This is a genomic window from Pseudomonas violetae (assembly GCF_023072615.1).
Classification (GTDB): Bacteria; Pseudomonadota; Gammaproteobacteria; order Pseudomonadales; family Pseudomonadaceae; genus Aquipseudomonas; species Aquipseudomonas violetae.
In genome coordinates, this window is record NZ_JAKNRW010000017.1 from 24,632 (window position 1) to 49,912 (window position 25,281).

Annotated in this window: 21 protein-coding genes; 8 read left to right on the top strand and 13 right to left on the bottom strand. The window is 58.9% G+C overall.

What is annotated here, in order from left to right; translation table 11 throughout:
* Window positions 1-20: 20 nt before the first annotated feature.
* Both L9059_RS18760 and L9059_RS18765 read right to left on the bottom strand, forming a co-directional pair.
* Entirely contained in the window at window positions 21-1,850 is a 1,830-nt protein-coding gene (locus tag L9059_RS18760; RefSeq protein WP_247292435.1) for a bifunctional diguanylate cyclase/phosphodiesterase, read from the bottom strand.
* A 130-nt stretch (window positions 1,851-1,980) separates the two neighbouring features.
* Entirely contained in the window at window positions 1,981-4,062 is a 2,082-nt protein-coding gene (locus tag L9059_RS18765; RefSeq protein ID WP_247292511.1) for a carboxy terminal-processing peptidase, read from the bottom strand.
* A 139-nt stretch (window positions 4,063-4,201) separates the two neighbouring features.
* Here L9059_RS18765 and L9059_RS18770 point away from each other — a divergent pair, with 139 nt between their 5' ends.
* The gene (locus L9059_RS18770; RefSeq protein WP_247292436.1) at window positions 4,202-5,164 is read left to right on the top strand and encodes a zinc-binding dehydrogenase; all 963 of its coding nucleotides are present in this window, start codon (window positions 4,202-4,204) and stop codon (window positions 5,162-5,164) included.
* Between the two features lie 128 nt (window positions 5,165-5,292).
* Here L9059_RS18770 and L9059_RS18775 read toward each other — a convergent pair whose 3' ends face one another.
* From L9059_RS18775 to L9059_RS18800, 6 genes are all read right to left on the bottom strand, one after another.
* Window positions 5,293-5,946 (bottom strand): HAD family hydrolase, encoded by a 654-nt coding sequence (locus L9059_RS18775; RefSeq protein ID WP_247292437.1) that lies wholly within the window; start codon window positions 5,944-5,946, stop codon window positions 5,293-5,295.
* 88 nt (window positions 5,947-6,034) lie between these two features.
* Window positions 6,035-7,024 (bottom strand): ABC transporter ATP-binding protein, encoded by a 990-nt coding sequence (locus L9059_RS18780; protein WP_247292438.1) that lies wholly within the window; start codon window positions 7,022-7,024, stop codon window positions 6,035-6,037.
* Complete coding sequence (locus L9059_RS18785; protein WP_247292439.1) at window positions 7,021-7,821, bottom strand: ABC transporter permease; 801 nt, start codon at window positions 7,819-7,821, stop codon at window positions 7,021-7,023. Before L9059_RS18785 ends, L9059_RS18780 begins: the two co-directional genes overlap by 4 nt.
* A complete protein-coding gene (locus tag L9059_RS18790; RefSeq protein ID WP_247292512.1) occupies window positions 7,808-8,644 on the bottom strand; it encodes an ABC transporter permease in 837 nt (278 codons plus the stop codon). The genes L9059_RS18785 and L9059_RS18790 overlap by 14 nt, the downstream gene beginning before the upstream one ends.
* A gap of 5 nt (window positions 8,645-8,649) precedes the next feature.
* Window positions 8,650-9,456 (bottom strand): alkaline phosphatase family protein, encoded by an 807-nt coding sequence (locus tag L9059_RS18795; RefSeq protein WP_247292440.1) that lies wholly within the window; start codon window positions 9,454-9,456, stop codon window positions 8,650-8,652.
* Between the two features lie 121 nt (window positions 9,457-9,577).
* Complete coding sequence (locus L9059_RS18800; protein ID WP_247292441.1) at window positions 9,578-10,642, bottom strand: ABC transporter substrate-binding protein; 1,065 nt, start codon at window positions 10,640-10,642, stop codon at window positions 9,578-9,580.
* Between the two features lie 340 nt (window positions 10,643-10,982).
* On the opposite strand from L9059_RS18800, the gene L9059_RS18805 reads away from it, so the two are divergent.
* Window positions 10,983-11,696 carry a UTRA domain-containing protein gene (locus tag L9059_RS18805; RefSeq protein ID WP_247292442.1) on the top strand — a complete coding sequence of 238 codons (714 nt, stop codon included), beginning with the start codon at window positions 10,983-10,985 and terminating at the stop codon, window positions 11,694-11,696.
* 30 nt (window positions 11,697-11,726) lie between these two features.
* On the opposite strand, the gene L9059_RS18810 is transcribed toward L9059_RS18805, so the two are convergent.
* Window positions 11,727-12,494 (bottom strand): DODA-type extradiol aromatic ring-opening family dioxygenase, encoded by a 768-nt coding sequence (locus L9059_RS18810; protein WP_247292443.1) that lies wholly within the window; start codon window positions 12,492-12,494, stop codon window positions 11,727-11,729.
* A gap of 103 nt (window positions 12,495-12,597) precedes the next feature.
* Here L9059_RS18810 and L9059_RS18815 point away from each other — a divergent pair, with 103 nt between their 5' ends.
* Window positions 12,598-13,254 (top strand): thiopurine S-methyltransferase, encoded by a 657-nt coding sequence (locus L9059_RS18815; protein WP_247292444.1) that lies wholly within the window; start codon window positions 12,598-12,600, stop codon window positions 13,252-13,254.
* Window positions 13,255-13,376: 122 nt separating this feature from the next.
* On the opposite strand, the gene htpX is transcribed toward L9059_RS18815, so the two are convergent.
* Both htpX and L9059_RS18825 read right to left on the bottom strand, forming a co-directional pair.
* Complete coding sequence (gene htpX, locus L9059_RS18820; protein ID WP_247292445.1) at window positions 13,377-14,264, bottom strand: protease HtpX; 888 nt, start codon at window positions 14,262-14,264, stop codon at window positions 13,377-13,379.
* Between the two features lie 317 nt (window positions 14,265-14,581).
* The gene (locus L9059_RS18825) at window positions 14,582-15,793 is read right to left on the bottom strand and encodes a pyridoxal phosphate-dependent aminotransferase (RefSeq protein ID WP_247292446.1); all 1,212 of its coding nucleotides are present in this window, start codon (window positions 15,791-15,793) and stop codon (window positions 14,582-14,584) included.
* Between the two features lie 226 nt (window positions 15,794-16,019).
* On the opposite strand from L9059_RS18825, the gene msrB reads away from it, so the two are divergent.
* The 3 genes from msrB (at window position 16,020) to L9059_RS18840 (ending at window position 18,457) form a co-directional block, all read left to right on the top strand.
* Window positions 16,020-16,415 (top strand): peptide-methionine (R)-S-oxide reductase MsrB, encoded by a 396-nt coding sequence (msrB, locus tag L9059_RS18830; RefSeq protein WP_247292447.1) that lies wholly within the window; start codon window positions 16,020-16,022, stop codon window positions 16,413-16,415.
* 1,101 nt (window positions 16,416-17,516) lie between these two features.
* On the top strand, window positions 17,517-18,002 hold the full coding sequence (locus L9059_RS18835; protein WP_247292448.1) for a glutathione peroxidase: 486 nt from the start codon (window positions 17,517-17,519) through the stop codon (window positions 18,000-18,002).
* Window positions 17,999-18,457 carry a MarR family winged helix-turn-helix transcriptional regulator gene (locus tag L9059_RS18840; RefSeq protein WP_247292449.1) on the top strand — a complete coding sequence of 153 codons (459 nt, stop codon included), beginning with the start codon at window positions 17,999-18,001 and terminating at the stop codon, window positions 18,455-18,457. The genes L9059_RS18835 and L9059_RS18840 overlap by 4 nt, the downstream gene beginning before the upstream one ends.
* On the opposite strand, the gene L9059_RS18845 is transcribed toward L9059_RS18840, so the two are convergent.
* The gene (locus tag L9059_RS18845; protein ID WP_247292450.1) at window positions 18,441-20,762 is read right to left on the bottom strand and encodes a hybrid sensor histidine kinase/response regulator; all 2,322 of its coding nucleotides are present in this window, start codon (window positions 20,760-20,762) and stop codon (window positions 18,441-18,443) included. The genes L9059_RS18840 and L9059_RS18845 overlap by 17 nt on opposite strands.
* A 166-nt stretch (window positions 20,763-20,928) precedes the next feature.
* Here L9059_RS18845 and L9059_RS18850 point away from each other — a divergent pair, with 166 nt between their 5' ends.
* Both L9059_RS18850 and L9059_RS18855 read left to right on the top strand, forming a co-directional pair.
* Window positions 20,929-21,819 (top strand): ATP-binding protein, encoded by an 891-nt coding sequence (locus L9059_RS18850; protein ID WP_247292451.1) that lies wholly within the window; start codon window positions 20,929-20,931, stop codon window positions 21,817-21,819.
* Window positions 21,816-22,298, top strand: coding sequence for a GAF domain-containing protein (locus tag L9059_RS18855; protein WP_247292452.1), 483 nt, complete (start codon window positions 21,816-21,818; stop codon window positions 22,296-22,298). Before L9059_RS18850 ends, L9059_RS18855 begins: the two co-directional genes overlap by 4 nt.
* Here L9059_RS18855 and L9059_RS18860 read toward each other — a convergent pair whose 3' ends face one another.
* Window positions 22,299-25,247: an HD domain-containing phosphohydrolase gene (locus L9059_RS18860; RefSeq protein WP_247292453.1), complete on the bottom strand. Its 2,949-nt coding sequence runs from the start codon at window positions 25,245-25,247 to the stop codon at window positions 22,299-22,301.
* Between the last annotated feature and the right edge of the window lie 34 nt (window positions 25,248-25,281).

The window sequence follows — 25,281 nt, forward strand, 5'->3', positions numbered from 1 at the left end:
GCAAGCCCGCTCCCACAGGTTTATGTGTCGTTTGCAAAACCCTTTACCAATACAGATCCCTGTGGGAGCGGGCTTGCCCGCGAAGGCGCCCGCCCGGACACCATCAGACTATCAATCAAATAAACGCTATACCCCGGCACATCCTTCGCGTGGTGCTTGGCCTGGGATGCCATCTCCGCCAATTGGCTCGCATCGAGTTGTTCGCACGCCTGTGGATGCAGGTGCACCACGCCAATTGACAATGACAGGAGGGCAAACTCCTGGCGCACACCTTGGCGGTTCGGGGCGATAAAGCAGCCCGCCTCCAGGTGTTCGCTGCGGTAGAAGCGCCGGCATTGGCGCTGGAAATCATCCAGCAGCTGGTTCAAGCGGTTGCGCCAGTCTTCCGGTCCGAGTACCAGCAGGAAGTCATCGCCGCCGATATGTCCGACAAAGTCGCGGGAGGGGTCCACGCGGTCATTCAGGCATTGCGCCAGGCACAACAGCACTTCATCCCCACGACCGTAGCCATAGATGTCGTTGAAGGGCTTGAAGCTGTCGATGTCTACGTAGCAGATCACCGATTCACGTTGTTGCTGGAGCAAACGCGTGAGGCACTGCTGGATCGGCACATTACCGGGTAGCAAGGTCAAAGGGTTGGCGTAACGGGCTTGCTGGATCTTCAGTTCGGTGATCAGCTTCAGTACGTCGATCACCCGGCCCAGTCCCACATACGCGCCTTCGTGGGTAATGATGAAATCTTCTTCGATGCGCTGCCTCGCCCGGCTGGTGATCAGCCGGCTGACCTGCTGCAGCGATTGGGTGATCTCCACGGCAAGAAAGTCATCGCTCATCAGGCGGCTGATTGGCTTGCGGGCGAACAGGTCGGTGGCGAAAGGTTTGAGCAGTACGTCCGAGAGGGAGTGCCTGTGGACGATGCCACAGGGATGGCCCCGGGCGTCCAGCACTGCCAGGGAGTTGAGGTTGGCCTGGCGCCTGAAGGCTTCCAGCACGCTGGCTGTCGGCGTGTCGCGGGCCACTGCCGGTTGTTCATTGAGCAGGGCACTGAGGTCGCAGCCTTCGTCGTTAAGCGCTACGGCATTGCTGTCATGCTTGGGCAGCATTTTGCGGGCATCCCGCGGCGGTTGTTCCTGAGGGCGGCACAGCAGGTAACCCTGAACCAGGTCGACACCCATCTCCGTCAACACCGCGAGTTCTTCCACCAACTCGATGCCTTCGGCGATCACCTGCGCACGGGAGGCCTTGGCGATTTGCAGGATCGAGCCGACGAATTCCCGTTTGAGCGCATCCTGATGAATGCCGTCGATGAAGTGCCGATCGATCTTCACATAGTCAGGGCGCAATTCGGACCACAGTCGCAAGCTGGAATACCCTGCGCCCAAGTCATCCAGGGCAATTGAAAAACCCATGGCCCGATAATGATGCAAGGCGGTTTGTAACAGCTGGAAGTCATCAGTCGGGGTCTGCTCGGTCAGTTCGATCACCACCTGGCTCGGCGGAATCCCGAAATCCTGCAGCAGTTGCAACGTACGCCCGGGTTGATGTGCGGCCTCCAGCAGGGATTCTGGCGAGACGTTAAGGAACAGCTTGCCCGGTAGCTGCTGGTCGTTAAAGCGTCGGCAGGCGCTCTCGCGACAGGCGATCTCCAGCTCGCTCAGGCGGCCTGCCTGGCGGGCCACAGCGAACAATGCGAGAGGGGAGTGCAGGGGGCTGTTGGACGGGCCGCGACTGAGGGCTTCATAGCCGATCACGCGTTTTTCCGAGAGGCAGACAATCGGCTGGAACAGGCTGTGCAATCCACCCTGAGTCAGTATAGAACCCAGTGCGCTCAGCTGTTCGGTCGTGGTCATGGCAATCTCTGGCGAAAAAAAAGGACCGGACGAGCGCTTGGTCAAGCGCGTGTCCGATCCCGTATTTCACGACAGAATGATGACTGTTTGATGACGCTCCGCAGAGCGTCGCCCTTATATCGCCATCATCTTAGTGCTTGGCCACTGCAGTATTGAGCTTCAGGTAGTCCAGCAGGATGCGACCCGTCTCGCTCAGATAAGCGTCGTCTTCAGGTTTGGTCTTGTCCGGCTCCGCCGCGATGGCGTCTTCGTCTTCCTTCTTCAGCTCTTTGAGCGGCTCTTCGCCCTTGGCCTTGCGACGGATGTTTTCCATGACCAGTTGCTTGTTTTCAATATCGGCGTGTTGAGTGCGACGCTCGGCTTCATTGAGGCTGACGGTTTTTTCTTCCATCAGCTTCTGGGCCAATGCCAGCTTGTCACGAATGAACACGAACTCCGCGTCCTTGCCGGTACGCAGGTCGTGCTCGGATTTGAGCTGCGCCAGATATGGCTTGAACGGGTCGGGTGCCGGCTTGATGGCGGCCTTGATGGTGTCCCATGGCATTGCTTCCGGCAGCGCGCTTTCGCCGATCTCCTTGGTGTCGATGATCGACGGGTAGTCGATGTCCGGCAGGACGCCCTGATGCTGGGTGCTCTGGCCAGATACCCGGTAGAACTTGGCCAGGGTCAGTTTCAGTTCGCCATGGTTCAGTGGCTGAATGGTCTGCACGGTGCCTTTGCCAAAGGTCTGGCCGCCAATAATCAGCGCACGGTGGTAATCCTGCATGGCGCCGGCGAAGATCTCCGAAGCCGATGCCGACAAGCGGTTGACCAACAACGCCATCGGGCCCTTGTAGAACGCGCCCGGGTTCTCGTCTTCCAGGACATCGACCCGGCCATCGGCATTACGCACCAGTACGGTTGGCCCTTTGTCGATGAACAGGCTGGTCAACTCGGTGGCTTCCTGCAGGGAACCACCGCCGTTGTTGCGCAAGTCGATGACTACACCATCCACTTTTTCTTTCTGCAACTCGGTCAGCAGTTTCTTGACGTCGCGAGTGGTGCTCTTGTAATCCGGATCGCCTGCACGGAACGCCTTGAAGTCCAGGTAGAACGCAGGAATCTCGATGACGCCCAGCTTGTAATCCTTGCCATCCTGCTTGAGGTTGAGGACGGATTTCTTCACCGCTTGATCTTCGAGTTTCACCGCTTCGCGGGTAATCGGCACGATCCGGGTGGTCTGGTCGTTCGGCGCATTGCTGGCCGGGATCACTTCCAGGCGCACCACGGTGCCTTTTGGGCCGCGGATCAGCTTGACCACTTCGTCCAGGCGCCAGCCGACCACGTCGACCATTTCCTTGTTGCCCTGGGCTACGCCGATGATCTTGTCGGCGGGAGCCACCAGCTTGGTCTTGTCGGCCGGGCCAGCGGGTACCAGGCGCACAACTTTCACCTGGTCGTTGTCACTCTGCAACACGGCGCCGATGCCCTCGAGGGACAGGCTCATGTTGATGTCGAAGTTCTCCGCGTTATCCGGCGACAGATAATTGGTGTGCGGATCGTAGGACATGGCAAAGGTGTTGATGTAGGCCTGGAAGATATCTTCCGCACGAGTCTGGTCCAGGCGCGCCAATTGATTCTTGTAGCGCTTGGTCAGGGTTTCCTGGATTTGCTTGGAGTCCTTGCCCGCGATCTTCTGGCGCAGCACTTCGTCCTTGACGCGTTTGCGCCACAGGTCGTCGAGTTCGGCAGTGGACTTGAGCCAAGGCGCGTCCTTACGATCAATCAGCAAGGTTTCCTTGGTCGTGAAGTCGATCTTGTCGACGCCCTTGTTCAGCTCGGCAAGGGCAAAGTCCAGACGCGCCTTGACGCGGTCCAGGTAGCGCTTGTAGATGGTGAACCCGGCGTTGAGGTCGCCGCTTTTCAGGAAGTCGTCGAACTGAGTCTTCCACTTGTTGAATTCGTTGATGTCGCTGGCCATGAAATAGCTGCGCGAGGGATCCAGCAGCTTCAGGTAGCTGTCGTAGATGATCACCGAGCGCGCGTCATCGAGCGGCGGCTTGCTGTAGTGATGGCGCTTGAGCAACTCGACGACGTTCAGGCTGGCGATCACTTCGTCACGATCAGGCTGAAGCTTGTCCCAGCTATTGGCTGCAAACGAATTGGTCGACATCGGCAACAGCCCGATACCAATGAATAGAGCTAGGGCGGTGCTGGGGAAAAAATGCTTCATGCTGATTCGACGCGGGGACAATTGATCACGCATATTAGGCCGTCTTTGAAGTCGCCGGTTCCACGAGGGCCGGTCGCATAATGCAAGAAAGCCCGAGGCTATAGCTACGGGCTCAGTCCAGACTCACTATGGAGGCACTGTGAAAGCATTGCAAGGCGTGGAAGGTCAAGTGGTATGGGGGCAAGTGCCCAGTCCTACCTGTGATGTAGGACAAGTTCGCATCCAGGTGTCGGCTGCGGGACTCAATCGGGCGGATTTACTACAGAAAGCGGGGCTGTATCCGCCCCCACCGGGCGCCAGTCATGTGCTCGGGCTAGAGTGTTCCGGGATCATCAGCGAGGTGGGCCCGGGGTCTTCGTGGCAGGTGGGTGATCGCGTCTGCGCTTTGCTGGCCGGGGGGGGGATGGCTGAAGAGGTGGTTGTCGACGGCCGGCACGTTTTGCCGGTTCCGGACGGATTGTCCCTGGCCGAAGCGGCAGTGCTTCCTGAGGTTTATGCCACTGTCTGGCTGAATTTGTTTCAACTTGCGGCGCTCAAACCCGGTGAGAAAGTTCTGCTGCATGCCGGAGCAAGTGGAATCGGTTCAGCTGCCATTCAGCTGTGCAAGGCATTTGGCAACCCGTGCTGGGTCAGCGTCGGGTCTTCCGAGCGTTTGGCCTACTGCGAGGCTCTGGGAGCCCAGGGTGGGGTGATCCGCGGCGGTGATCTGGACGGCTTGAGCGACCTGGGGCCGTTTGATGTAATCCTCGATCCCGTTGGCGGCAATTACGCCGAGCTGAATCTCAAGCTGCTGGCGAGTGACGGCCGCTGGGTGCTAATCGGTTTGATGGGGGGGCGCGAGGCGAAGCTGGACCTGGCGCAGGTGCTGGCCAAGCGCGTGCAGCTGCTGGGTTCGACCTTGCGCGCCAGGGATGATCAGTTCAAGGCTGACCTGTTCAGCGACTTGAATCAGCATGTCTGGCCGCTGTTTGCCGAAGGACGGTTGAGTCCGCAGTTGGCAAAGAGTTTTGCGATCAAGGATGCGGAAGCGGCGTTTGCCGAGTTGGCGAGTAACAGGGTGGCGGGGAAGCTGGTGCTGGTCATTGACGAGAGCCTGACCTGACCCCGGAGTGAACACGCTCCCGCAGGTACGGCGTAATTCTTGTGCCCGGCGCTGCCCCCTGTGGGAGCAACTGTCTTAACCATGCCATTCGTCACCGCCATTTTGTGCCGGCTCCCACCGTGGGGGCGTTACTTCCAGATATGGATCGGCCAGCCGGCTTTTTCGGCATGCTCAAGCAACACCGGATCCGGGTTCACTACGTGCGGGAAATCCACCTTGAGCAGCAACGGCAGGTCGTTGCGTGAGTCCGAATAGAAACTCGCGCCTTCCAGGTTCTCTTCTTCGGCATCCAGCCATTCCAGCAATCGGGTGATCTTGCCTTCGCGGTAGGTCAAGGTGCCGATGGTATTGCCACTGTACGCGCCGTGCGCCACTTCCAACTCGATCCCCAGAATCTCGTCGATGCCCAGGCGATCGGCAATCGGTCTGACCAGGTGGGTGCCCGAGGCAGAGATCACCAGGATCCGGTCGCCCGCCTTGCGGTGGGCCGCGATTGCCTTGGTGGCGTCGCTGAAGATGATCGGCTCGATATAGTCCTCCACCCACGGCCCCACCAGATGATCGACTTCTTCAGGGGTGCGGCCGATCATAGGCTCCAGGCTGAAGGTCATGTAGTCCTCCATCTGCAGCTTGCCGTGGCTGTAGGCATCCATCAGTTCGTTGTTCTGCCGCATGAACGACTCTGGATCGACCCAGCCCAGCCGGCCCATCTGTTCGCTCCAGAGGGTGGCGCAATCGCCGTGAATCAAGGTTTCGTCCAGATCAAAAATTGCCAGGGCCATCAGTGGGGTTATCTCCGAGAACAGCTTTACGCTGCAAGAAGTGGATTCAGGTGGTCAGCAGTCTACAACTTGCAGCTTGCAGCTGCCTTCATGCGACCACACACAGCGCCGTCGGATCAATGGAAAGCGCCAGGCGCTGGCCATCGGGGTGTAGATCGGCGGCCGAGCGGTTAAGCACATCCACCACCAATTCCACGCCCCGGGCTTCGACCTTGTAGCGAATCACATTGCCCAGCAGGCTGTGGCTGCGTACCTGGGCATCCAGTTCGCCATTGAGCCTGAGCTCGATGGCTTCTGGACGAATGGCGATGCGTCCGGTGACCGTTCTTTGTAGCAGTTTCGACGCGCTGTCGGCATCCAGCAGGTTATAGTTGCCGATGAAACCGGCGGCAAACACATCGACAGGCGCGGTGTACAAGGTTTCGGCATCGCCGCTTTGTATGATCTTTCCCTGATTCATTAGGAAAATTCTGTCAGACATCGTCAAAGCTTCTTCCTGATCGTGTGTGACAAAGATCGTGGTCAGGCCAAGTTCGCGCTGGATCTGACGGATCTGTTCGCGCAAATGCTTGCGAATCCGCGCATCGAGCGCCGACAGCGGTTCATCCAGCAGTAATAACCGTGGGCGCGTTACCAGGGAGCGGGCCAGGGCAACGCGCTGGCATTGGCCTCCTGACAGTTGGTGGGGATAACGAGCCGCAAAATCGTTCAACTCCACCAGCCCCAGCACTTCGGTGACACGTTTGTGGCTGTCGTCGGCATTGACTTTCTGCATGCGCAGGCCGAAAGCCACGTTTTGTTCCACGGTCATGTTCGGGAACAGCGCGTAGCTCTGGAACACCATGCCAATCCCGCGCTTCTGTGGGCTCATGGGGACCAGGTCAACCCCGTCCAGTAGGATTTGTCCACCATCCACCGGGGTCAGCCCGGCGATACACCGCAACAAGGTGGATTTGCCGCAGCCGGAGGGGCCCAGCAGAGTGACAAACTCGCCTTTGTGAATTTCGCAGTTGATGTCGCTGAACACCGTGGTGCCTGCGTAATTTTTCTCCAGATGTTGGACGCTGACGTAGCTCATTCGCTTTTGTCCTTGTTCAAAATAGTGGCCACCCAGGTCAGTACCAGCACAAAAAAGAAGTATGAAATGACCAGCGCACTGGTGAAGTGGCCGCTGGTGTTGCGCATATTGTTGAGATAGACCTGAAGGGTTTCGTAGCGGGTGCCCACCAGGATATTGGCAAATACGAACTCCCCGAACAGGAACGAGAACGACAGCAACAGTGCCACCATCAGGCCTTTGCGCAAGTTCGGCAGGACTACCAGAAATGCCGCCTGCCAGGTGCTGGCACCCAGCAGTTGGGCGGCGTCCATCAGGTCGCGCAAGTTGATCGCTTGCAGATTGTTGGTGATCGCCCGGTACATGAAAGGCAGCGCCACGGTGAAGTAGCAGCCGATCAGAATCCACGGTGTCCCCACCATCGCGAATGGACCGGAGCCGTAGAGCTGTAACAGCCCCACTGACGACACCACCGGCGGTACCGCGAAGGGCAGCAGGATCAGGATGTTCATCAGCGCGTCGAGTTTCGGGAAGTGGTAATGCACCACGAACAACAGCGGCAAGATCAGCACCACTGACAGAATCAGCGCGCCGACACACACCAGCAGCGACTGGCCGAATGCATGGAGGAAGCGTGGATCACTCCACAATTGCACATACCATTTGAACGTAAAGCCGCTGGGCAAAATGGTCGCCGACCAACTGCTGGCGATCGAATAGATCAGGGTGCCAGCCAGGGGCAGCAATAGAATGGCAAATAGCAGGTACACAACAACCCGGTGGTAGATGCCGACGGGACTCAGTTCAGCGCGAGACATGGTAGCTCCTCTTCAACAGCAACTGATGCACGATGGTCACCAGGGTCATCAACGCCACGAGTACCACGGCCAGGGCGCTGGCGAGGTTCGGGTCCAGCGAAATGTCTCCGGAGACCATGGCGGCGATGCGGATCGGCAGCACGTTGAAGTTGCCGGTGGTCAGGGCGTACACCGTGGCGTAGGCCCCCAGTGCGTTGGCCAGCAGGATCACGAAAGTGCCCAGCAGCGCTGGGGTCAGCACCGGCAGACCGATGTGACGCCAGAACTGCCAGCCGCTGGCGCCGAGCAAAGCGGCGGACTCGCGCCAATCTTCACGCAACGCATCGAATGCCGGGTACAGCAGCAGCACGCCAAGGGGAATCTGGAAGTAGGTGTAGAGGATGATCAGTCCGGTCTTCGAGTACAGGTTGAAATCCTGGATGATCCCGGCCTGCTTGAGCAGGATGGTGAAGCTGCCGTTGAAACCCAGCAGGATGATGAACGCAAAGGCCAGCGGCACGCCGGCAAAGTTGCTGGTCATGTTGGCGAAGGCATTGACGAAGTTCCGCAGCCTGGAGTCGACCCGGCCCAGGGAGTAGGCGCCGAGCACTGCGATGATAATGCCGAATACGCTCGACCAGAAACTGATCTCCAGGCTGTACTGGATCGCCTGTCGATAGAACTTCGAATTGAAGATTTTCGTGAAATTGGCCAGGCCCCAGCCAAATTCCTGTGACTCCAGGCTGTTGATCATGACCCACGTCAGCGGGGCAATCTGAAACACGATAAAGAACAGGGCAAATGGCACCAGGCACAGGGCCGCCAACCATTTGCCGCGAGTCATGGTATTCACTTGAGCAACTCCCGGCACACAGGTTTGTCGTGGGCTACGCCCAGCAGTTCGCAGACCGTGCCGCAAATCTCGGTCTGTTTCGGCAACGCATTGGCGTCGAGACTGAAGGCATCGCCGAGGACGAACAACGGCACTTCGCGTTCTTCGGCCAGCAGGCCATTGTGCGATCGGTCATTGTTCATGCCATGGTCGGCGGTCACCAGCACCTGATAGCCAGCGTCAAGCCAGCCTTGCAGGTAATCGGCGAGGATGATGTCGGCGGAACGGGCGCTGTTGCGGTATTGCGCGGAGTCGAGGCCGTGCTTGTGCCCGGCGTCGTCGATGTTCATCGGGTGGACCAGCAGGAAGTTCGGCGAGTGGCCCAGGCGCAGGTGTTCGGCGTCGGCAAACAGGTGTGAATCGGGGTAGTGGTCATTCCAGTAGAAGTGCGCGTGCTGGATCGGCAGATCGGGGTCGTCGGTGTGGCGGTCCCGGGCGGCCACGAACGGTGATCGGTTGTACAACTCGCTTACCCAGTGATACGCCGCCGCTGCAGTCTTTAGCCCCGCGTCGCGGGCGTAGTGATAGATGCTGCGCTGGTTGGACAGGCGCGAGACATTGTTATGAACGATGCCGCTGTCGATCGGCGTGACGCCGGTCAGGATGCATTCGTAAAGCGGACGGGACAACGCCGGCAATTCGCACTCCAGCTTGTAGAGCGCCGCGCGTCCTGCGCCGACATACGCCTGCAGGTGCCCCATGGCTTGGCGAGCGACCTCATGGTTGAGGCCGTCGAGCACGACAAGGATGACGTTGTGGTTCATAGGGGCGTTGACTCCAAAGTCATTGCTGAACGGTGTAGGAGCTGCCGCAGGCTGCGATCTTTTGTTTTTTTCAAACAACCTCAAAAGATCGCAGCCTGCGGCAGCTCCTACGGATGCAGCATTACTGCATATTGATAATCACTTCTTCCTGCCACTTCTGCGGCAGCGATTTCGAGGTTTTTTCCCACGCATCTGCGTCCTTGATCGGCGTCACGCCTTTGTACTGTTCGTTCGGCAGCAGCTTGGCCTTGACGTCATCCGGCAGCTTCACGTGTTCGGCGCGGATCGGGCGTGCGTTGCCGCGCGCCAGGTTGGTCTGGCCGGCATCGCTGAAGATGTATTCGCGAGTCAGTTTGGCGGCGTTAGGGTTTTTTGCGTATTTGTTGATGATGGTGGTGTAGCCGGAAATGACCGAGCCATCGGAAGGGATCAACACGGTGTAATCATCCGGGTTCGCCATCTTGGCCTTGTAGCTCAGGCCGTTGAAATCCCAGACCACGCCGACTTCGATCTCGCCCTTTTCCATGGTGGCAATAGTCGGGTTGGCCATCGACAGGCGACCTTGCTTGGCAATGTCGGCAAACATCAGCAGGGCTGGCTGGATGTTCTTCTCGTCACCGCCGTTGGCCAGTGCGGCAGCCAGGACACCGTTGGCCGCCTGGGCCGCAGTGCTGACGTCGCCAATGGAGACCTTGTACTTGCCATTCTTGAGATCAGCCCATTTGGTCGGAGCTTCGGAACCGTGCAGCAGCTTCTTGTTGATGATGAAGGCGATGGTGCCGGTGTAGGCCAGCGCCCAGTTGCCGTCCTTGTCTTTCGCCCAATCCGGCACCTGGTCCCAGGTGGTCGGTTTATAGGGTTGCACCACGCCTTGCTTGACCGCGATCGGTCCGAAAGCTGCACCGACGTCACCAATGTCCGCGCTGGCGTTGTCTTTCTCGGCGGCGAACTTGGCGATTTCCTGCGCGGAGCTCATGTCGGTATCGATGTGTTTCAGGCCATAGGTCTTGGCGAGGTCATCCCAGGTGCCTTTCCAGTTGGCCCAGTCATCGGGCATGCCGACGCTGTTGACTGCGCCTTCCGCCTTCGCTGCGGCCTCTAGGGTTTTCAACTCATCAGCCGCCATGGCGGCGGTGCACATGGCAATGGTCGAGCCTAACAGTGATGCCAGGAAAAGCTGTTTCATCCGAAGCTCCTTTTGGGCGTTTTCAACGCTGCGATTGCGGTTGTGTTGGTCTAGGTCAGCAATACCTGAGCCAATTTAGGCGGTCTGGATGACATTTTGATGTCGATTGTCGGCCTGCCCGTATTTCCTGCAGGGGAAACCTCTGGCTGCGAAGTAAGCGTAGACCATGGCTAAGAGGCTGATATGAAAGGACATGGCCGTGATATTGCAGGCAAAAATCAGCGCCGTTCGGCATCTTTGTCATCCGCCAGTCACATGCTGTGCCTAGGCTGCATTGAAGCAAGACCCATGCGGAGCTCGCCCCGGAACAGTGCTGGTCTAGTCCAGATAGGTAACGTTGATGCGCATCGAGACAACCAAAGCGGTTACAGCCATCGGGCAGGTGCTGCAAGAACAGCTCAATCACGGCCTGTTGGCGCCCGGAAGCAAACTGCCAGCGGAGCGCAAGCTCAGTGAGTTGTTCGGTACCACCCGAATTACCGTGCGTGAGGCGTTGTTGCAACTTGAGGCGCAGGGGCAGATTTATCGCGAAGAGCGCCGGGGCTGGTTCGTCTCGCCGCCCCGCCTGGCTTATAACCTGATGCAGCGCAGCCACTTTCACGCAATGGTCAGCGCCCAGGGCCGGGTGCCGTCGACTGAGGTGATTAGCGCACGCCTGCAGCCGGCGTCATCGGCGGTCTGTGCCTGGTTGCAATTGCCGGCACTGTCCAGTGTGATCCAGATTTGCCGGGCGCGACGCATTGACCAGCGGCTGGTGTTGTACGTCGAGCACTATCTCAATCCGCGGTTCTTCCCGGGGATTCTCGACTTCGACCTGAATCAGTCCATCACCGAGCTGTACGCCCGGCATTACGACCTGCATTACGGCAGGGTACGCTTCGAGATCGTACCGACGGCGCTCTCGGTGGACGCTTCAGCAGCGCTGCGAGTGTCGGTGGGAAGTCCGGGATTGCGTATAGCCCGGGTCAACTACGACCAGCACGAGCGACTGATCGACTGCGATCTGGAATTCTGGCGACACGATGCCATTCATGTGGGTGTCGATGTCATCTAAACCAAGTCCCAGCCGGTTTCACCAGCCTGCTTAGCCGAATCGATAGATGTCCATGCCCAGGGCACCCATGGTGAAGCCTTTGTGGCTGATGCTGAACGCTCCTCCGGTGCCGCGAGCGAAGTACAACGGCAGCAGGTGCTCATCGCTGGGATGATTGCGCGCGGCATGCGGCGCTTGCGAGCGGTAATCGTGCAGCGCGGCTTGATCGTTGGCAGCGAGTTTCTCGATCATCCATTCACGGAACGCTTCGGCCCAGGGTTCCACGCTTTCCGGGCCGGCGTGCCAATCCAGTTCACCGAGGTTATGGGTGATGCTGCCGGATCCGATCAACAGCACCCCCTGTTCACGCAGGCTTGAGAGGGCCTGTCCGACGCGAGTCTGCAACGCGGGGCCGCCTCGGGTGGGCAGCGAGACCTGCACCACCGGGATGTCCGCCTGCGGGTACATCAGCGACAGTGGTACCCAGGTACCGTGGTCAAATGGCCTTTTGGTATCGATGCGAGCGGGTAAGTCGGCAGACTTGAGCAGTTCGACAACCTCCACCGCCAGTTGCGGATTACCGGGCGCGGGATATTGCACCTCGAACAGCGCCTTGGGGAAACCACCAAAGTCGTGCCAGGTGTCCGGATGTGGATTACCGTTGACCAACAGTTCGTTGCTCTCCCAATGCGCCGAGACAATCACGATCGCCTTGGGTTGCGCTAATTCGGCGGCAAGCCGCGCCAGCGCTGGGCCGCTCGCGCCGGGTTCCAGCGCCAGCATGGGCGAACCGTGGGATATATACAGGCTGGGGAACATGAAAGAGCTCCTGAGAGTTAAGATGGGCTCATCTTCAGTCAGATCATTGATCTAAATCTAATATAAGTTTTAGGGTGTTTTGATCGAATTTTCGGGGTTATTTATGCAGCCGGAGTTTTGGCACAAGCGTTGGCAGTCGAATCAGATCGGCTTCCATCTGCGGGAAGTGAATCCTTATCTGCAACGGTTCTGGCCACAATTGAACCTGGAAGAGGGCGCTCGCGTGTTGGTGCCGTTGTGTGGGAAAAGTCTGGATCTGCTGTGGCTCGCTCATCAGGGCCATGAAGTACTGGGGATTGAACTGTCGGAAAGGGCCGTTGAGGACTTCTTCAGTGAGCATCAATTTGACCCTGATGTCAGCGAACAGGGGCCGTTCAAGGTTTATCGTGCCGGTTCGATCGAGCTGTGGTGCGGGGATTTCTTCGAGTTGACCGCAGGGGATGTGGCCGATTGCGCCGCTTTGTATGACCGTGCTGCGCTGATTGCGCTGCCACCGAAAATGCGCGAGGAATACGCTGCGCACCTGAACCGGATTCTGCCAAAGGAAACTTTGGGGTTGTTGGTTACGCTCGATTACGACCAGGCGCAGAAAGACGGACCGCCGTTTGCCGTGCTCGATGATGAGGTGCGACGCTTGTTCGGTAATTTCTGGGCGCTGAAGATCCTGGAGGACCAGGATGTGCTGGGTGAGAGCTGGAAATTTGCCGAGGCCGGCGTGACGCGGCTTGAGGAGAGGGTTTATCGGGTTTCTGCCCGCTAATTTTTGTTCTCTGTACCGGCGCATCGCGAGCAGGCTCGCTCCCATATGGGGTCAACAGCACAAATCCAGACAGACAAAAAAGGCCCGCATCTCTGCGGGCCTATCTGTCTTGGCAGAACCTGTCAGCCGCGACGACGCAGCGCGTCGATACGCTCTTCCAGCGGCGGGTGGCTCATGAACATGCGAGCAAACCCCTGCTTGATGCCGCCGTTGATGCCGAATGCATTCAGCGTGTCCGGCATGTGCACGGGCAATCCCTGTTCCGCCCGCAAGCGTTGCAAGGCACCGATCATCGCACTGGTACCTGCCAGGCGGGCACCGGCTTCGTCGGCACGGAATTCGCGTTTACGCGAGAACCACATGACGATCGAACTTGCCAGAATGCCCAGCACCAGCTCGGCAAAAATGGTCGCGATGTAATAAGCGATTCCCTGGCCTTCTTCGTTCTTGAAGATCACTTTGTCGACGAAGTTACCGATAATTCGCGCAAAGAACATCACGAAGGTGTTCACCACGCCCTGGATCAGCGCCAGGGTAACCATGTCGCCATTGGCAACGTGACCGATTTCGTGGGCCAGAACGGCTTTCACCTCATCCGGCGAAAAGCGTTCCAACAGGCCCTGGCTGACCGCAACCAGTGCGTCGTTCTTGTTCCAGCCAGTGGCAAAGGCGTTTGCCTCATAGGCTGGAAAAATGCCGACCTCCGGCATCTTGATCCCGGCTTCCCGGGACAGTTGCTCCACCGTTTGCATCAGCCATTGCTCGTGACGTGTGCGCGGTTGGGTGATGATCTGGGTGCTGGTGCTCATCTTCGCCATCCACTTGGAGATGAACAGCGAGAACAGGGAGCCGGCAAAACCAAAGACCGCACAGAAAATCAGCAGCTGATTGAGGTTGAGATCAACCCCGTTGGCCGCCATGAACCCGTTGAAGCCGAAAAGGCTCAGGGTGATGCTGGCAATCAGCACGACCGCCAGGTTAGTGGCCAAAAACAGCAGGATGCGCATCATGGTTGTAGAAATCTCCTCAAGCTAAAGATGTAGCGTACTGCGGGGTATATAAGGTGCTGCAACGGGCTATTCAACCGGGTGACTATTTCAAACTGTGTCCTACGGCAAAAGACTAGCTGTTCGAAGGACGCTTCCGACGTGGTCCGAGGAAATTCATGTCAGGTATTTCCGAGGTTTGGCCCCCGTCGTTGTTAGACCGCTGCCTGAAACTGGGTCTTGGGCTGTGAGCACCATGTCGGTGCAGGGTAGGGGGGAATATGTATTGCTGAATTAGTCAGCGTGCGACGGGGATCAAAGTCGCACGGTGACCGATGGTGTTACTGGCGGTAGGACTTGAGGAAGTTGCCGATGCGGCCTATGGCCATGTCCAGGTCATCCAATCGTGGCAGCGTCACGACCCGAAAGTGATCTGGCCATGGCCAGTTGAACGCCGTGCCTTGCACCACCAGCAGCTTTTCTGACAGTAGCAAGTCGAGCACGAATTTCTCGTCGTTATGGATCGGGCAGACTTTCGGATCGATCCGTGGGAAAGCATACAGAGCGCCCATGGGTTTAACGCAACTTACGCCGGGAATATCGTTGAGCAGTTCCCAGGTACGGTTGCGCTGCTCCAGCAGGCGGCCTTGGGGCAGCACCAGGTCATTGATGCTCTGGTAGCCGCCAAGAGCGGTCTGAATTGCATGCTGGCTCGGCACGTTGGCGCACAGGCGCATATTGGCCAGCATGTCGATGCCTTCGATATAGCTCTGGGCGTGGTGTTTTGGACCGGAGATGGCGATCCAGCCGGAACGGAAACCCGCCACGCGGTAGGACTTGGAGAGGCCGTTGAAGGTCAGGCACAGCAGGTCCGGCGCCAGGGATGCGGTGCAAATGTGGACGGCATCGTCGTACAGTATCTTGTCGTAAATCTCGTCGGAGAACACTACCAGGTTGTGCTGGCGGGCCAGTTCCAACATGCCCAGCAGGACTTCTTTCGAATACACCGCACCGGTCGGATTGTTCGGGTTGATGATCACCAGTGCCTTGGTGTTTGGCGTGATCTTGGCCTTGATGTCGGCCAGATCCGGCCACCAGTTGGCCTGCTCGTCGCACAGGTAATGCACCGGGTTGCCGCCCGACAGGCTTACCGCCGCGGTCCACAGAGGGTAGTCCGGGGCCGGCACCAGCACTTCGTCGCCGTTGTTGAGCAAGGCCTGCATCGACATCACGATGAGCTCGGAAACGCCGTTGCCCAGGTAGATGTCTTCAATGCCGACGCCTTCCACCTGCTTTTGCTGGTAGTACTGCATGACGGCCTTGCGTGCGCTGAACAGCCCTTTCGAGTCACTGTAACCTTGGGCGGTTGGCAGGTTGCGTATCACGTCCTGGAGAATTTCGTCCGGCGCTTCGAAACCAAAGGGCGCAGGATTGCCGATGTTCAGCTTGAGGATGCGGTGGCCTTCCTCTTCCAGGCGTTTGGCGTGCTTGAGCACTGGGCCGCGAATGTCGTAGCAGACGTTGGCGAGCTTGTTCGATTTGCTGACCTGCATGGCGATGTGTTCCCGAAAATGAACGATCCAGGCGGCGTATGAACTACCGTACTGGGATTCCTGCGTATTCACACAGGCCTGGTGCCTTGAGATGCGGCACCCGTAAATCCGTTTGAATGCGCGTGGTCTGGCTGCCAGACTGGCGTTTGACGAGGCGCAATCATACGTGCCACCCGATCCGTGGAAAAGGTACAGATCGGGCTTTTTCAGCTGCTGAGGTGTGACGATGGAAAAGTTGGAAAAAACCCTTGAAGAATGGAAGGCCATGCTCGATCCGGAGCAGTACAACGTTTGCCGTCTCAAGGGCACGGAGCGCCCGTTTTCCGGCAAATACAATGACACTAAAACCGACGGCGTTTACCACTGCATCTGTTGCAAAGAGCCGCTTTTTGATTCGAAGACCAAATTTGACTCAGGCTGCGGCTGGCCGAGCTTTTATGCGCCGATCGGTGACAGTGCGATGGTTGAGATTCGTGATGTCAGCCACGGGATGATTCGCATCGAGGTGGTGTGTGCCAAGTGCGATGCGCATCTGGGGCATGTGTTTCCGGATGGGCCGCCGCCGACTGGGTTGCGGTATTGCATCAATTCGGTGTGTCTGGAGCTTGTACCTCGGGAATGACCGGGGTTTATCCGGTTTGGTCGTGTGTATATCCATTTCTGGGGTAATGGCTTCTATTGGTTCCGCCCTTACGGCGGGTCACTTTTGATAGAGCGCAAAAGTAACCAAAACGCTCTTGCCCCACCACTCGGCACCTCGCCTAGGCTCGGTGTGCCCGAACGCAGGCATTGCTCCGCGGGTCGCCGCGATGGGCCATCCCTGGCCCAGCGCGGCTAAACCGGCATCCTTGCCGGTTTCCCCGCTACGCAATGCCTGCGTTCGGCCAGCGTGGTTAACGGGGCGTCCGCGATCAAGAACCGGGCCGTGGCGGCCTTCGGGCCGACCAAGGCATCAAGCCGGCGCGCTGCGCTTCTCTGATGTGCACTGCTTCCGGGCTGGTGTTGTACCTGTGGGAGCGAAGCTTGACTGCCTTCGGGCTGATGTTGTTCCTGTGGGAGCAAAGCTTGCCTGCCGGGCTGATGTTGTTTCTGTGGGAGCAAAGCTTGCTCGCGATAGCGGGGTGCCAGTCAGCATCAATGTTGGATGCGAAACCGTCATCGCGAGCAAGCTTTGCTCCTACAGGTATCAATCCCTCCACAGAGATGACTTTCCAGAGGGATCACTTTCCATAAAGTCCACTTTCCACAAATACCACCTCACAGCGCTCATTTCATATCCATAAAAGGTGCACGACCCAACAAGCGAAGCGCGCCGGCGTGATGCCCTGGTCGGCCCGAAGGCCGCCACGGCGAGCTGTAGATTGCAGGCGCCCCGTTAACCACGCCGGCCGAACGCAGGCATTGCGTAGCGGGTAAACCGGCAAGGATGCCGGTTTAGCCGCGCTGGGCCAGGGATGGCCCATCGCGGCGACCCGCGGAGCAATGCCGGAGTGAGGGCACACCGAGCCTAGGCGAGGTGCCAAGTGGTGGGGCAAGAGCGTTTGGTTACTTTGCGCTTTTCAAAGTAACCCGCTGTAAGAGCGGAACCGATAGCTGCCACCACCAAAGAAACGGATATGCCCCCGTCCCAAAGAAACCAACCAACCAACCCAAAATTGAATTGCACGCAATTCAATTGCGAACTATTTTAAACGGGCCACCCCTAGACCCCCAGAGCCAAACGATGACCGACCCCCTGCTGACCATCCCCTGCACCACCATCACCGGCGAACAGAAAACCCTGGCCGACTACGCCGGCAAAGCCGTACTGGTCGTCAACACCGCCAGCAAATGCGGCTTCACCCCACAATACAAAGGACTCGAAGCGCTCTGGCAGACCTACAAGGATCAGGGCCTGGTAGTCCTGGGTTTCCCCTGCAACCAATTCGGCAAACAGGAACCCGGTAACGAAGGAGCGATTTCCGAATTCTGCGAGCTGAATTTCGGCGTCAGCTTCCCGCTGTTCAAGAAAATCGAAGTCAACGGAGCCGGCGCCCATCCACTGTTCGTCCAGCTGAAAAAACTTGCCCCCGGGTTATTGGGTTCCCAGGGCATTAAATGGAACTTCACCAAGTTTCTGATCGGCAAGGACGGACAACTGGTCAAGCGTTTCGCGCCGGCGACCAAACCGCAGGACCTGAGCCGCGAGATCGAAGCCCTGCTCAAATGAATCCGCCGTTCGATTCCCTGCAGCTCGACAGCCAGCTCTGTTTCAAGCTGTACGCCGCGTCCCGGGGGGTGATCCGGGCCTACAAGCCGATGCTGGACCAACTCGGACTGACCTACCCGCAGTATCTGGCGATGCTGGTGCTGTGGGAGTGGCAGGAAAATGCCCCGGAGCAGCCTACGGTCAAGGCCTTGGGCGAACGCCTGGCGCTTGATTCCGGGACCCTGACGCCGTTACTCAAACGACTTGAACAGCTGCAACTGGTCCTGCGTCAGCGTTCATCCCGAGATGAACGCGAAGTGCACCTGAGCCTTTCGGCCGCAGGCCAGGTGTTGCGAGATCGGGTCGGTCCGCTCAAGGCGCGGCTCTTGTGCGACAGCGGCGTCGATCTGGATCGGCTGCATGATTTGCGTGATGGGCTCGATCATTTGCTGGTGCAGATCAAGGCGTTGTCGTAGCCGGCATCCATGACTCCAGTAGTGCCGCCAGCTCGTCGCGACTGAAGGGTTTGGCCAGGTAATCACTCATGCCCGCGGCGCGGCAGCGTTCGCGCTCCTCGGACATGGCATTGGCGGTCAAGGCCACTATCGGCAATTGCGGCCAGCGCCCGCTGCGACGGATTTGTCGACTGGCCTCATAGCCGTCCATCACCGGCATGTTGCAGTCCATCAGCACCAGGTCGAACTCGTGTTGCTCCAGTTGATCCAGGGCCTCGGCGCCATGTGCGGCGACTACCACCTCGCACCCCAGCTTACCCAGCATGCCCTTGGCGACCAATTGATTGACCGGATTGTCCTCCACCAGCAGCACCCGGCCGCGGCGCTGAGGTGACAGCGTTTGCAGTCGAGCATCGTTTATCGTGTTGATTTCCGGTTGCAGCACCCGACGCAACGTCTGGAACAGTGCGTTACGCGCCAACGGCCGCGCCTGCTGTTGCAAAGGCGCGAGGGCGCTGGCTTGTTCGCTGGGCATGAAGCTGCCGTAGGCGGTCACCAGCAGAATCGGCGCGGTGCAGGCGGCGCGCAGGACAAACAGGCATTCAGGACAATCGGTGATGACCACGTCGGGGTCCAGGCCGATCATCGAGTCATCGATCGAGCGCTGTTGATACTCTATCCCCCACACCGGCAACACAGTCTTGAGCAGCTCCGCCAAACCGCTGCTCGCGGCAGTGATGGCGATAACCTTGCCCTGCAATGCCGCAGGAGCCAGGGCGCGGGTGTGGCAGGGCAGCGGCAGGTCAGCACAGAACTGGCTGCCGAAACCCGCCTCCGAGCTGATGGACAGTCGTCCCTGCATGGCTTCGCACAGGTTGTAGGTCAAGGCCAGGCCCAGTCCGGTACCGCCGAATTGTCGGGTAATGCCAGCTCCCGCTTGGGTAAACGGCTGGAAAATCTTCACTTGGGCGTCCTCGGGAATACCGATTCCGGTGTCGCAGACTTCGATTCTGACGCCGTCCTTGAAGGTGGACAGGCGCACGTCGACGCGGCCGAAACGTGTGAACTTGAGCGCGTTGGACAGCAGGTTGCTGACGATTTGCCTAACGCGGGTCGGATCACCCAGCACCAGCGCCGGAAACTGCGGATCGATCAGGCAGGTCAATTCGACACTGGGCGCGGCGTTCTGGGACAGCAGGTTGGCGGTGTCTTCGACCAGCGCACCGAGGTCGAATGGAATGTGCTCAAGCTCAAGCTGGCCAGCGTCGAATTTCGACAGGTCAAGAATGTCGTTGAGCAACTCCACCAGCACCTTGCCTGAGTCATGGGCGATGGCCAGTTGTTGCTGCTGTTCAGCATTGAGCGGACCGTCCAGGGACAATGCGATCATCCCCAGCAGGCCGTTGAGCGGGGTGCGGATTTCGTGGCTCATGTTGGCGAGAAACACCGAGCGCGCTTCCGCCATGTCCAGGGCGGTGCTGCGGGCGATTTCCAGCTCCTGGTTGGACTGGCTGAGCCGGCTGTTGATCGCCTTGAGCTCCGCGGTCCGGGCGGAGACGATATTCTCCAATTGCGCCAGATAGTCGGTCAGGCGGTTTTCGGCATTGCGCCGTTGCTGGATTTCCGTGGCGATGTTCTCGAATTGCTGGTTGGCAACCTTGACCAGCACGCCGATTTCATCGTTCTGATGCCCCGCCGGGTATTCCAGCCAGGTCGGTTCGACGCTGCGTGGATCGCGGCCGCTCAGTTCGCGGATAACGCGTACCAGGGGTTTAGTCAGCATCACGTAGAACAGCGCGAGCAGGATGCCGCTCAGCAACAGGCTACGGGCGAAGCCATTGAACAACGTCACTTCAGCTCGGCGCAGAAATCGGCTGCCGAACGCGTAGGTATCGACGTCCAGGCGTAGGGTGCCGAGAGACTCAGCTGGCAAGTGGTCCAGGTACAGGCGGTCTTCAAACTGACGGTGGGCGCCAAACAGGAAGTCGCTGATCATCCGGTAACTGCTTTGCTGCTCAGGTCGCTTGACGTTCGCCAGTACCGTGCTGTTGTTGTCGATCAATTGCGCGCCGATAATGGCCGGCGAACGCAACAGCCCCAGGGTCAACTCCTGGGCGAGTTCTGCGTCGATGTTATAGGCGATGCGCGAAGCCGGGTTGTGGCTGATTTCCAGCAAAGACTGGATTTCCCGGTTGATGGAGGCATCTTCGCTGGCATAATCGATGCCTATTTGCAGCAGGCTGAGCAGCGTGCCGAGAATAAAACCTACGAGCACGGTCAACCTGGCTTGTTTGTAAGACAGCCGGTTGGTGAATTTGATATCCATAGGGTATTGAACCACTTCCGTTTCCCTTCGCTGCTCAAGCATAGCCGATGATGCATGGATACCGCTGTTGTCGCGAGCCCTGAAACATGGGTTTAACCAGGCACCCGGTCGCCGTGGATTGTCGCTGCAGCGCAATCATTAGTGTGAACGTGCCCGAGGAGAAGACGTGGATTCCCGATTGAATGCTTTTCTAGAGCGCGCCGATGCCGTTCTGGCCCGTATCGAACCGCTGCTGCCCGCGCCTCGGCAGGCCATCGACTGGACCACATGCCTGGCTGCGCGCTGGCAGCGCGAGGGGCGAAGCGGATTTTTGCTGCCCTTGGAGGTCAGCCTCGACACGCGCCTGACCGACCTGATCGGCGTCGACCGGCAGTTGGAACAGTTGGGCCGCAACACCCGACAATTCCTGGATGGCATGCCCGCCAATCACGTGCTGCTGTGGGGTTCCCGGGGGACAGGTAAGTCCTCGCTGGTCCGGGCGCTGCTGGCCGAGCATGCCCAGGCAGGCTTACGGCTGATCGAGATCGAGCGCGATCACCTGGCGGACTTGCCTCGCGTGGTAGAACAGATCGCCAGGTTGCCCCAGCGGTTTGTGCTGTTTTGCGACGACCTGTCGTTCGAGTCGGGCGAGGGCGATTACCGGGTGCTCAAGAGCGTACTCGACGGCTCCCTCGAACAGGCCCCGGACAACGTATTGCTTTACGCCACTTCCAATCGCCGGCACCTGGTGCCGGAAAAGGAAAGTGATAACGAAAACTGGAAACGCGTCGACGGCGAACTGCACCCCAGCGAAGCCGTGGAAGACAAGATCGCGTTGTCGGACCGCTTCGGCTTGTGGTTGTCGTTTTATCCGTTCACTCAGGAACACTTCCTGAACGTGGTCGAACACTGGGTCGGGCAACTGGCTGACAAGGCAGGCCTCAAATGGCAGCGTGACGAAGAGTTGGATATCCTCGCCGTGCGCTGGGCCACCGGGCGCGGCAATCGCAATGGCCGTTGCGCCTATCAATTTGCCCGTTATTGGGTCGGGTTAAAGCTGTTGGAGCATAAGGCATGATCGATTTACAACAGAGCGGCCAAGGCCTCGAAGGCTACGGCATGTTGCAGGCGCAGTTGGAGTCACTGCTGGCGCACGAGCGGGATTTCATTGCCAACGCAGCGCAGTTTTCCGCGTTCCTGTTCAACCAGCTCGATGATTTGAACTGGGCCGGCTTCTATCTCAACCGTAACGAAGAGTTGGTGTTGGGACCGTTCCAGGGGCAGATCGCCTGCGTACGGATCCCTTTCGGGCGGGGTGTCTGCGGGGCTGCTGCGGCGACCTTGCAGACGCAGCGGGTCGAGGATGTTCATGCGTTTGCCGGGCACATTGCCTGCGACAGTGCCTCCAATAGCGAGTTGGTGGTGCCCTTGGTCAAGGAAGGCCGGCTGATCGGCGTGCTCGATCTCGACAGTCCGAAGTTGGCGCGTTTTACCGCCCTGGACCAAGCGGGCATTGAGCAGTTGGCAGCGATCTTCCTGCATCTGACCGATTGCTGATCACCCCTGCAAGCCTGCCTTGACCAGCAGGCTTGCAGTGTCCACCGCATCAATCTGCTGTGGATCGAGGAACTGCTCGGCGTATTGTCGGTAGATTCCAGCGTCGATGAACAGCTCGAACAACTCGGGATCGATGTGCGCGTCCCGGCACATCGTCGCCATGATGCCCAAAGCCTCGCTCAAAGACTTGGCCTTCTTGTAGGGGCGGTCGGCGGCGGTCAGCGCTTCAAAGATGTCGGCAATCGCCATCATCCGCGCCGGCAGGCTCATGTCTTCTCGCTTCAACTGCTTGGGGTAGCCGGTGCCGTCCATTTTTTCGTGATGGCCGCCAGCGATCTCCGCAACGTTGTTGAGGTGACCGGGAAAGGGCAGGTGGCTGAGCATCAGGATCGTCTGCACCATGTGGTGATTGATGATGTAGCGCTCCTCACGTGTCAGCGTGCCACGGGCAATGCTCAGGTTGTACAGCTCGCCCCGATTGTACTTGTAGCGAGGAACATCGAGCTTGAAGCCCCAGGGATTTTCCGCAGGAATCAGTTCACTCTCCGCTCGCTCGAACAGATGCTCGGGTTTATCCGCCAGCAATGGTTCACTGACCGGCAGGGTCGGCGCCGGGGTGCGCACCTGACGGCGGTTCTCTTCCCAGGAAACCCCCAGGCGATCGTCCAGGGTACGAGTCCAGGTGCGTTGCGCCAGGCTGCGCAGGCGATGCAGATCATCTTCAGCCATGGCCTCGCTGCCCAGGTTGCAGTGGGCGACGAACGCGAAATCATCATCCAGCGCTGCCAGGCTGGCATCGCGCAGGTCAGCCATTTGTTGCTCGTCTGAGCCCAGAGCCACGGCTTGCCAGTAGTCGATCCAGGCGTCGCGCTTGAGCACTTCGAAACGGGTGCGGATTTCGTGGATACGGTCGTTCAGGGTTTCCAGTTTCGTGGCTTTATCGACCACGTATTCGGGGGTCGTGACCTTGCCGCAATCATGCAGCCAGGCAGCGATGTGCAGGGCTTCCCATTCGTCTTCGGTCGGCTGGTAGCCCCGAAACGCCGGCACCTGGCTGGCGGCAGCGGCTTGCGCAAGCATCAGGGTCAATGCCGGAACCCGCTGGCAGTGACCGCCGGTATAGGGGCTTTTCGCATCGATCGCACCGGCCAGCAGTTGAATGAACGAATCCAGCAACTGTTTCTGTTTGGTTTGCAGGCGCTGGCTTTCGATGCTCACCGCCGCCGCTCCAGAAACCGCCTGGAGAAAGGCGATGCGATCCGGGCGCAGTTTTTCCAGGTCGCTCAGGTGGCCACTGTCGGTCAGCAACAGCACCAGCAGGCCCACCGTCTCGTTATGCCGGTTGTGCAGGCGAATGCCGATCAGGTGAACCCGCGGACACTCCATCGCCAGCAGCACTTTGCGCAAATCCTCGGCCTCGTCGAACCCCAGGTTGGTCACGTTGGTGTCGACGTCGGCCAGTTGCCGCAGCCATTCGGGACTCTCCGGGGACTGCAACTCGTGCCCCTGAATGTCGAACGCGGGCACATCCCGAGACGCGCCGTCGATCACCAGGCCCAGGGGAACGTAGCGCTCGGCGTCATTTTCCCGAAGGTAGATCAGGCCGGCCTGGGCTTGACCGATCTTCACCGTTTCAAATAAGACCCGCTCCAGCAGCGGCCCAAAACGGGTCTCGGCGCTGAGGCTGTCAGTGATCTGAAAAAAACTCGCCAGGGTTTCTTTCATGCGCGCCATAGACACCCCCAGTTGGTCGACCTCGAGTACCGGTGAACGCTTGGTGGCGGGAAAGTTAAAGTCGAAACTGCGGATGGCGTCAGCTTCATGCACAAGCGCGCGCAGGGGTTTGACCAGGATTCGGGAGGTCAGCCACCCCAGAGGCAGGCACAACAGCAGCGTGGCCAATGTCACCAATGCACCTTGCCAACGCAGGCGATACGCATCGACGAGCAGTTCGTCCTCGGGCACCAGCAAGGCAAGGTGCAATCCCTGGGGCCCGCCTTCCTGCATACTGCTTTGGGCAACGATCCATCGACGCCCACCTGCCTCCAGCCGATTGCCCGTCGCTTGATTGTTCAGCAGGGCGCCGAGGGCAGGGCTCAAATCGGCCGCCTTGATCAGACGTGCGGTCTGGTCGTCAACGATGAGCCTGCTGCTGTCGGGATAGGCGATGGCATTGCCCTGGGCGTCGAACAGTACGATTTGGGTCGCTGGGGTCACGACGTGTTTGGCCAGGGTGGCGGAGAGTTCGGCCAATGTGAGGTCGGCGCCTATGACCGCGTGCTCGCCACTGCGCCGGGCCAGGGTGGTACCCACGTTGTGGGTGGAGAAGAAAACGTAAGGCTGCGTGGTTATCTGTTCCTGCCCGGTGCGCGCGCTGGAAAACCAGGCTCGAGCCCGCGGGTCGTAGACCTCGTCGGGATGGTCCAGGCGGCCGATGAGCATCAGGTCTCGGTCAAAAAACAGTGACTGGGACCTCACTTGGGTATCGCTACCGTCGCGTTCAATGCTCCAGACCTGAAATGCGGCGGCGTCCGGCGCCTTGGTGCGCGCTTTCAAGTCGGCTGTGCGCAAGGGCCGGACCATGAAAAAATCACCGTTGCCATAGCCCAGATACAGCGAAGCCAGGTCTGGATTGTCGGTAAGCGATTGGCTGAAAGGCTTGAGCAATGCCAGTCGCTGCTCAAGGTCTGGCGCCTGGGTGGCCGGGTTATCCGCCAGCAGGCTCAACATATGACGAATGGGTTGGTAGGTTGTGTGCAGGTCCAGCCGGACGTCCTGCTCGATCCTGTCGAAGAGCTTTTCGCTGCTCGACAATATGATCTGGGTGGTCTGGCGATAGTTGAAGATTCCCAGTACTACGCCTGTCAGCAACAACAGCAAGGTGAACATCACGCTGATATGGATATGCAACGGAAATCGCCGTGGGTCCGGGCGCAGTAGGTTGGACATTGCAGTGCTCTCCATGGGGTTTAACTCACTGCTC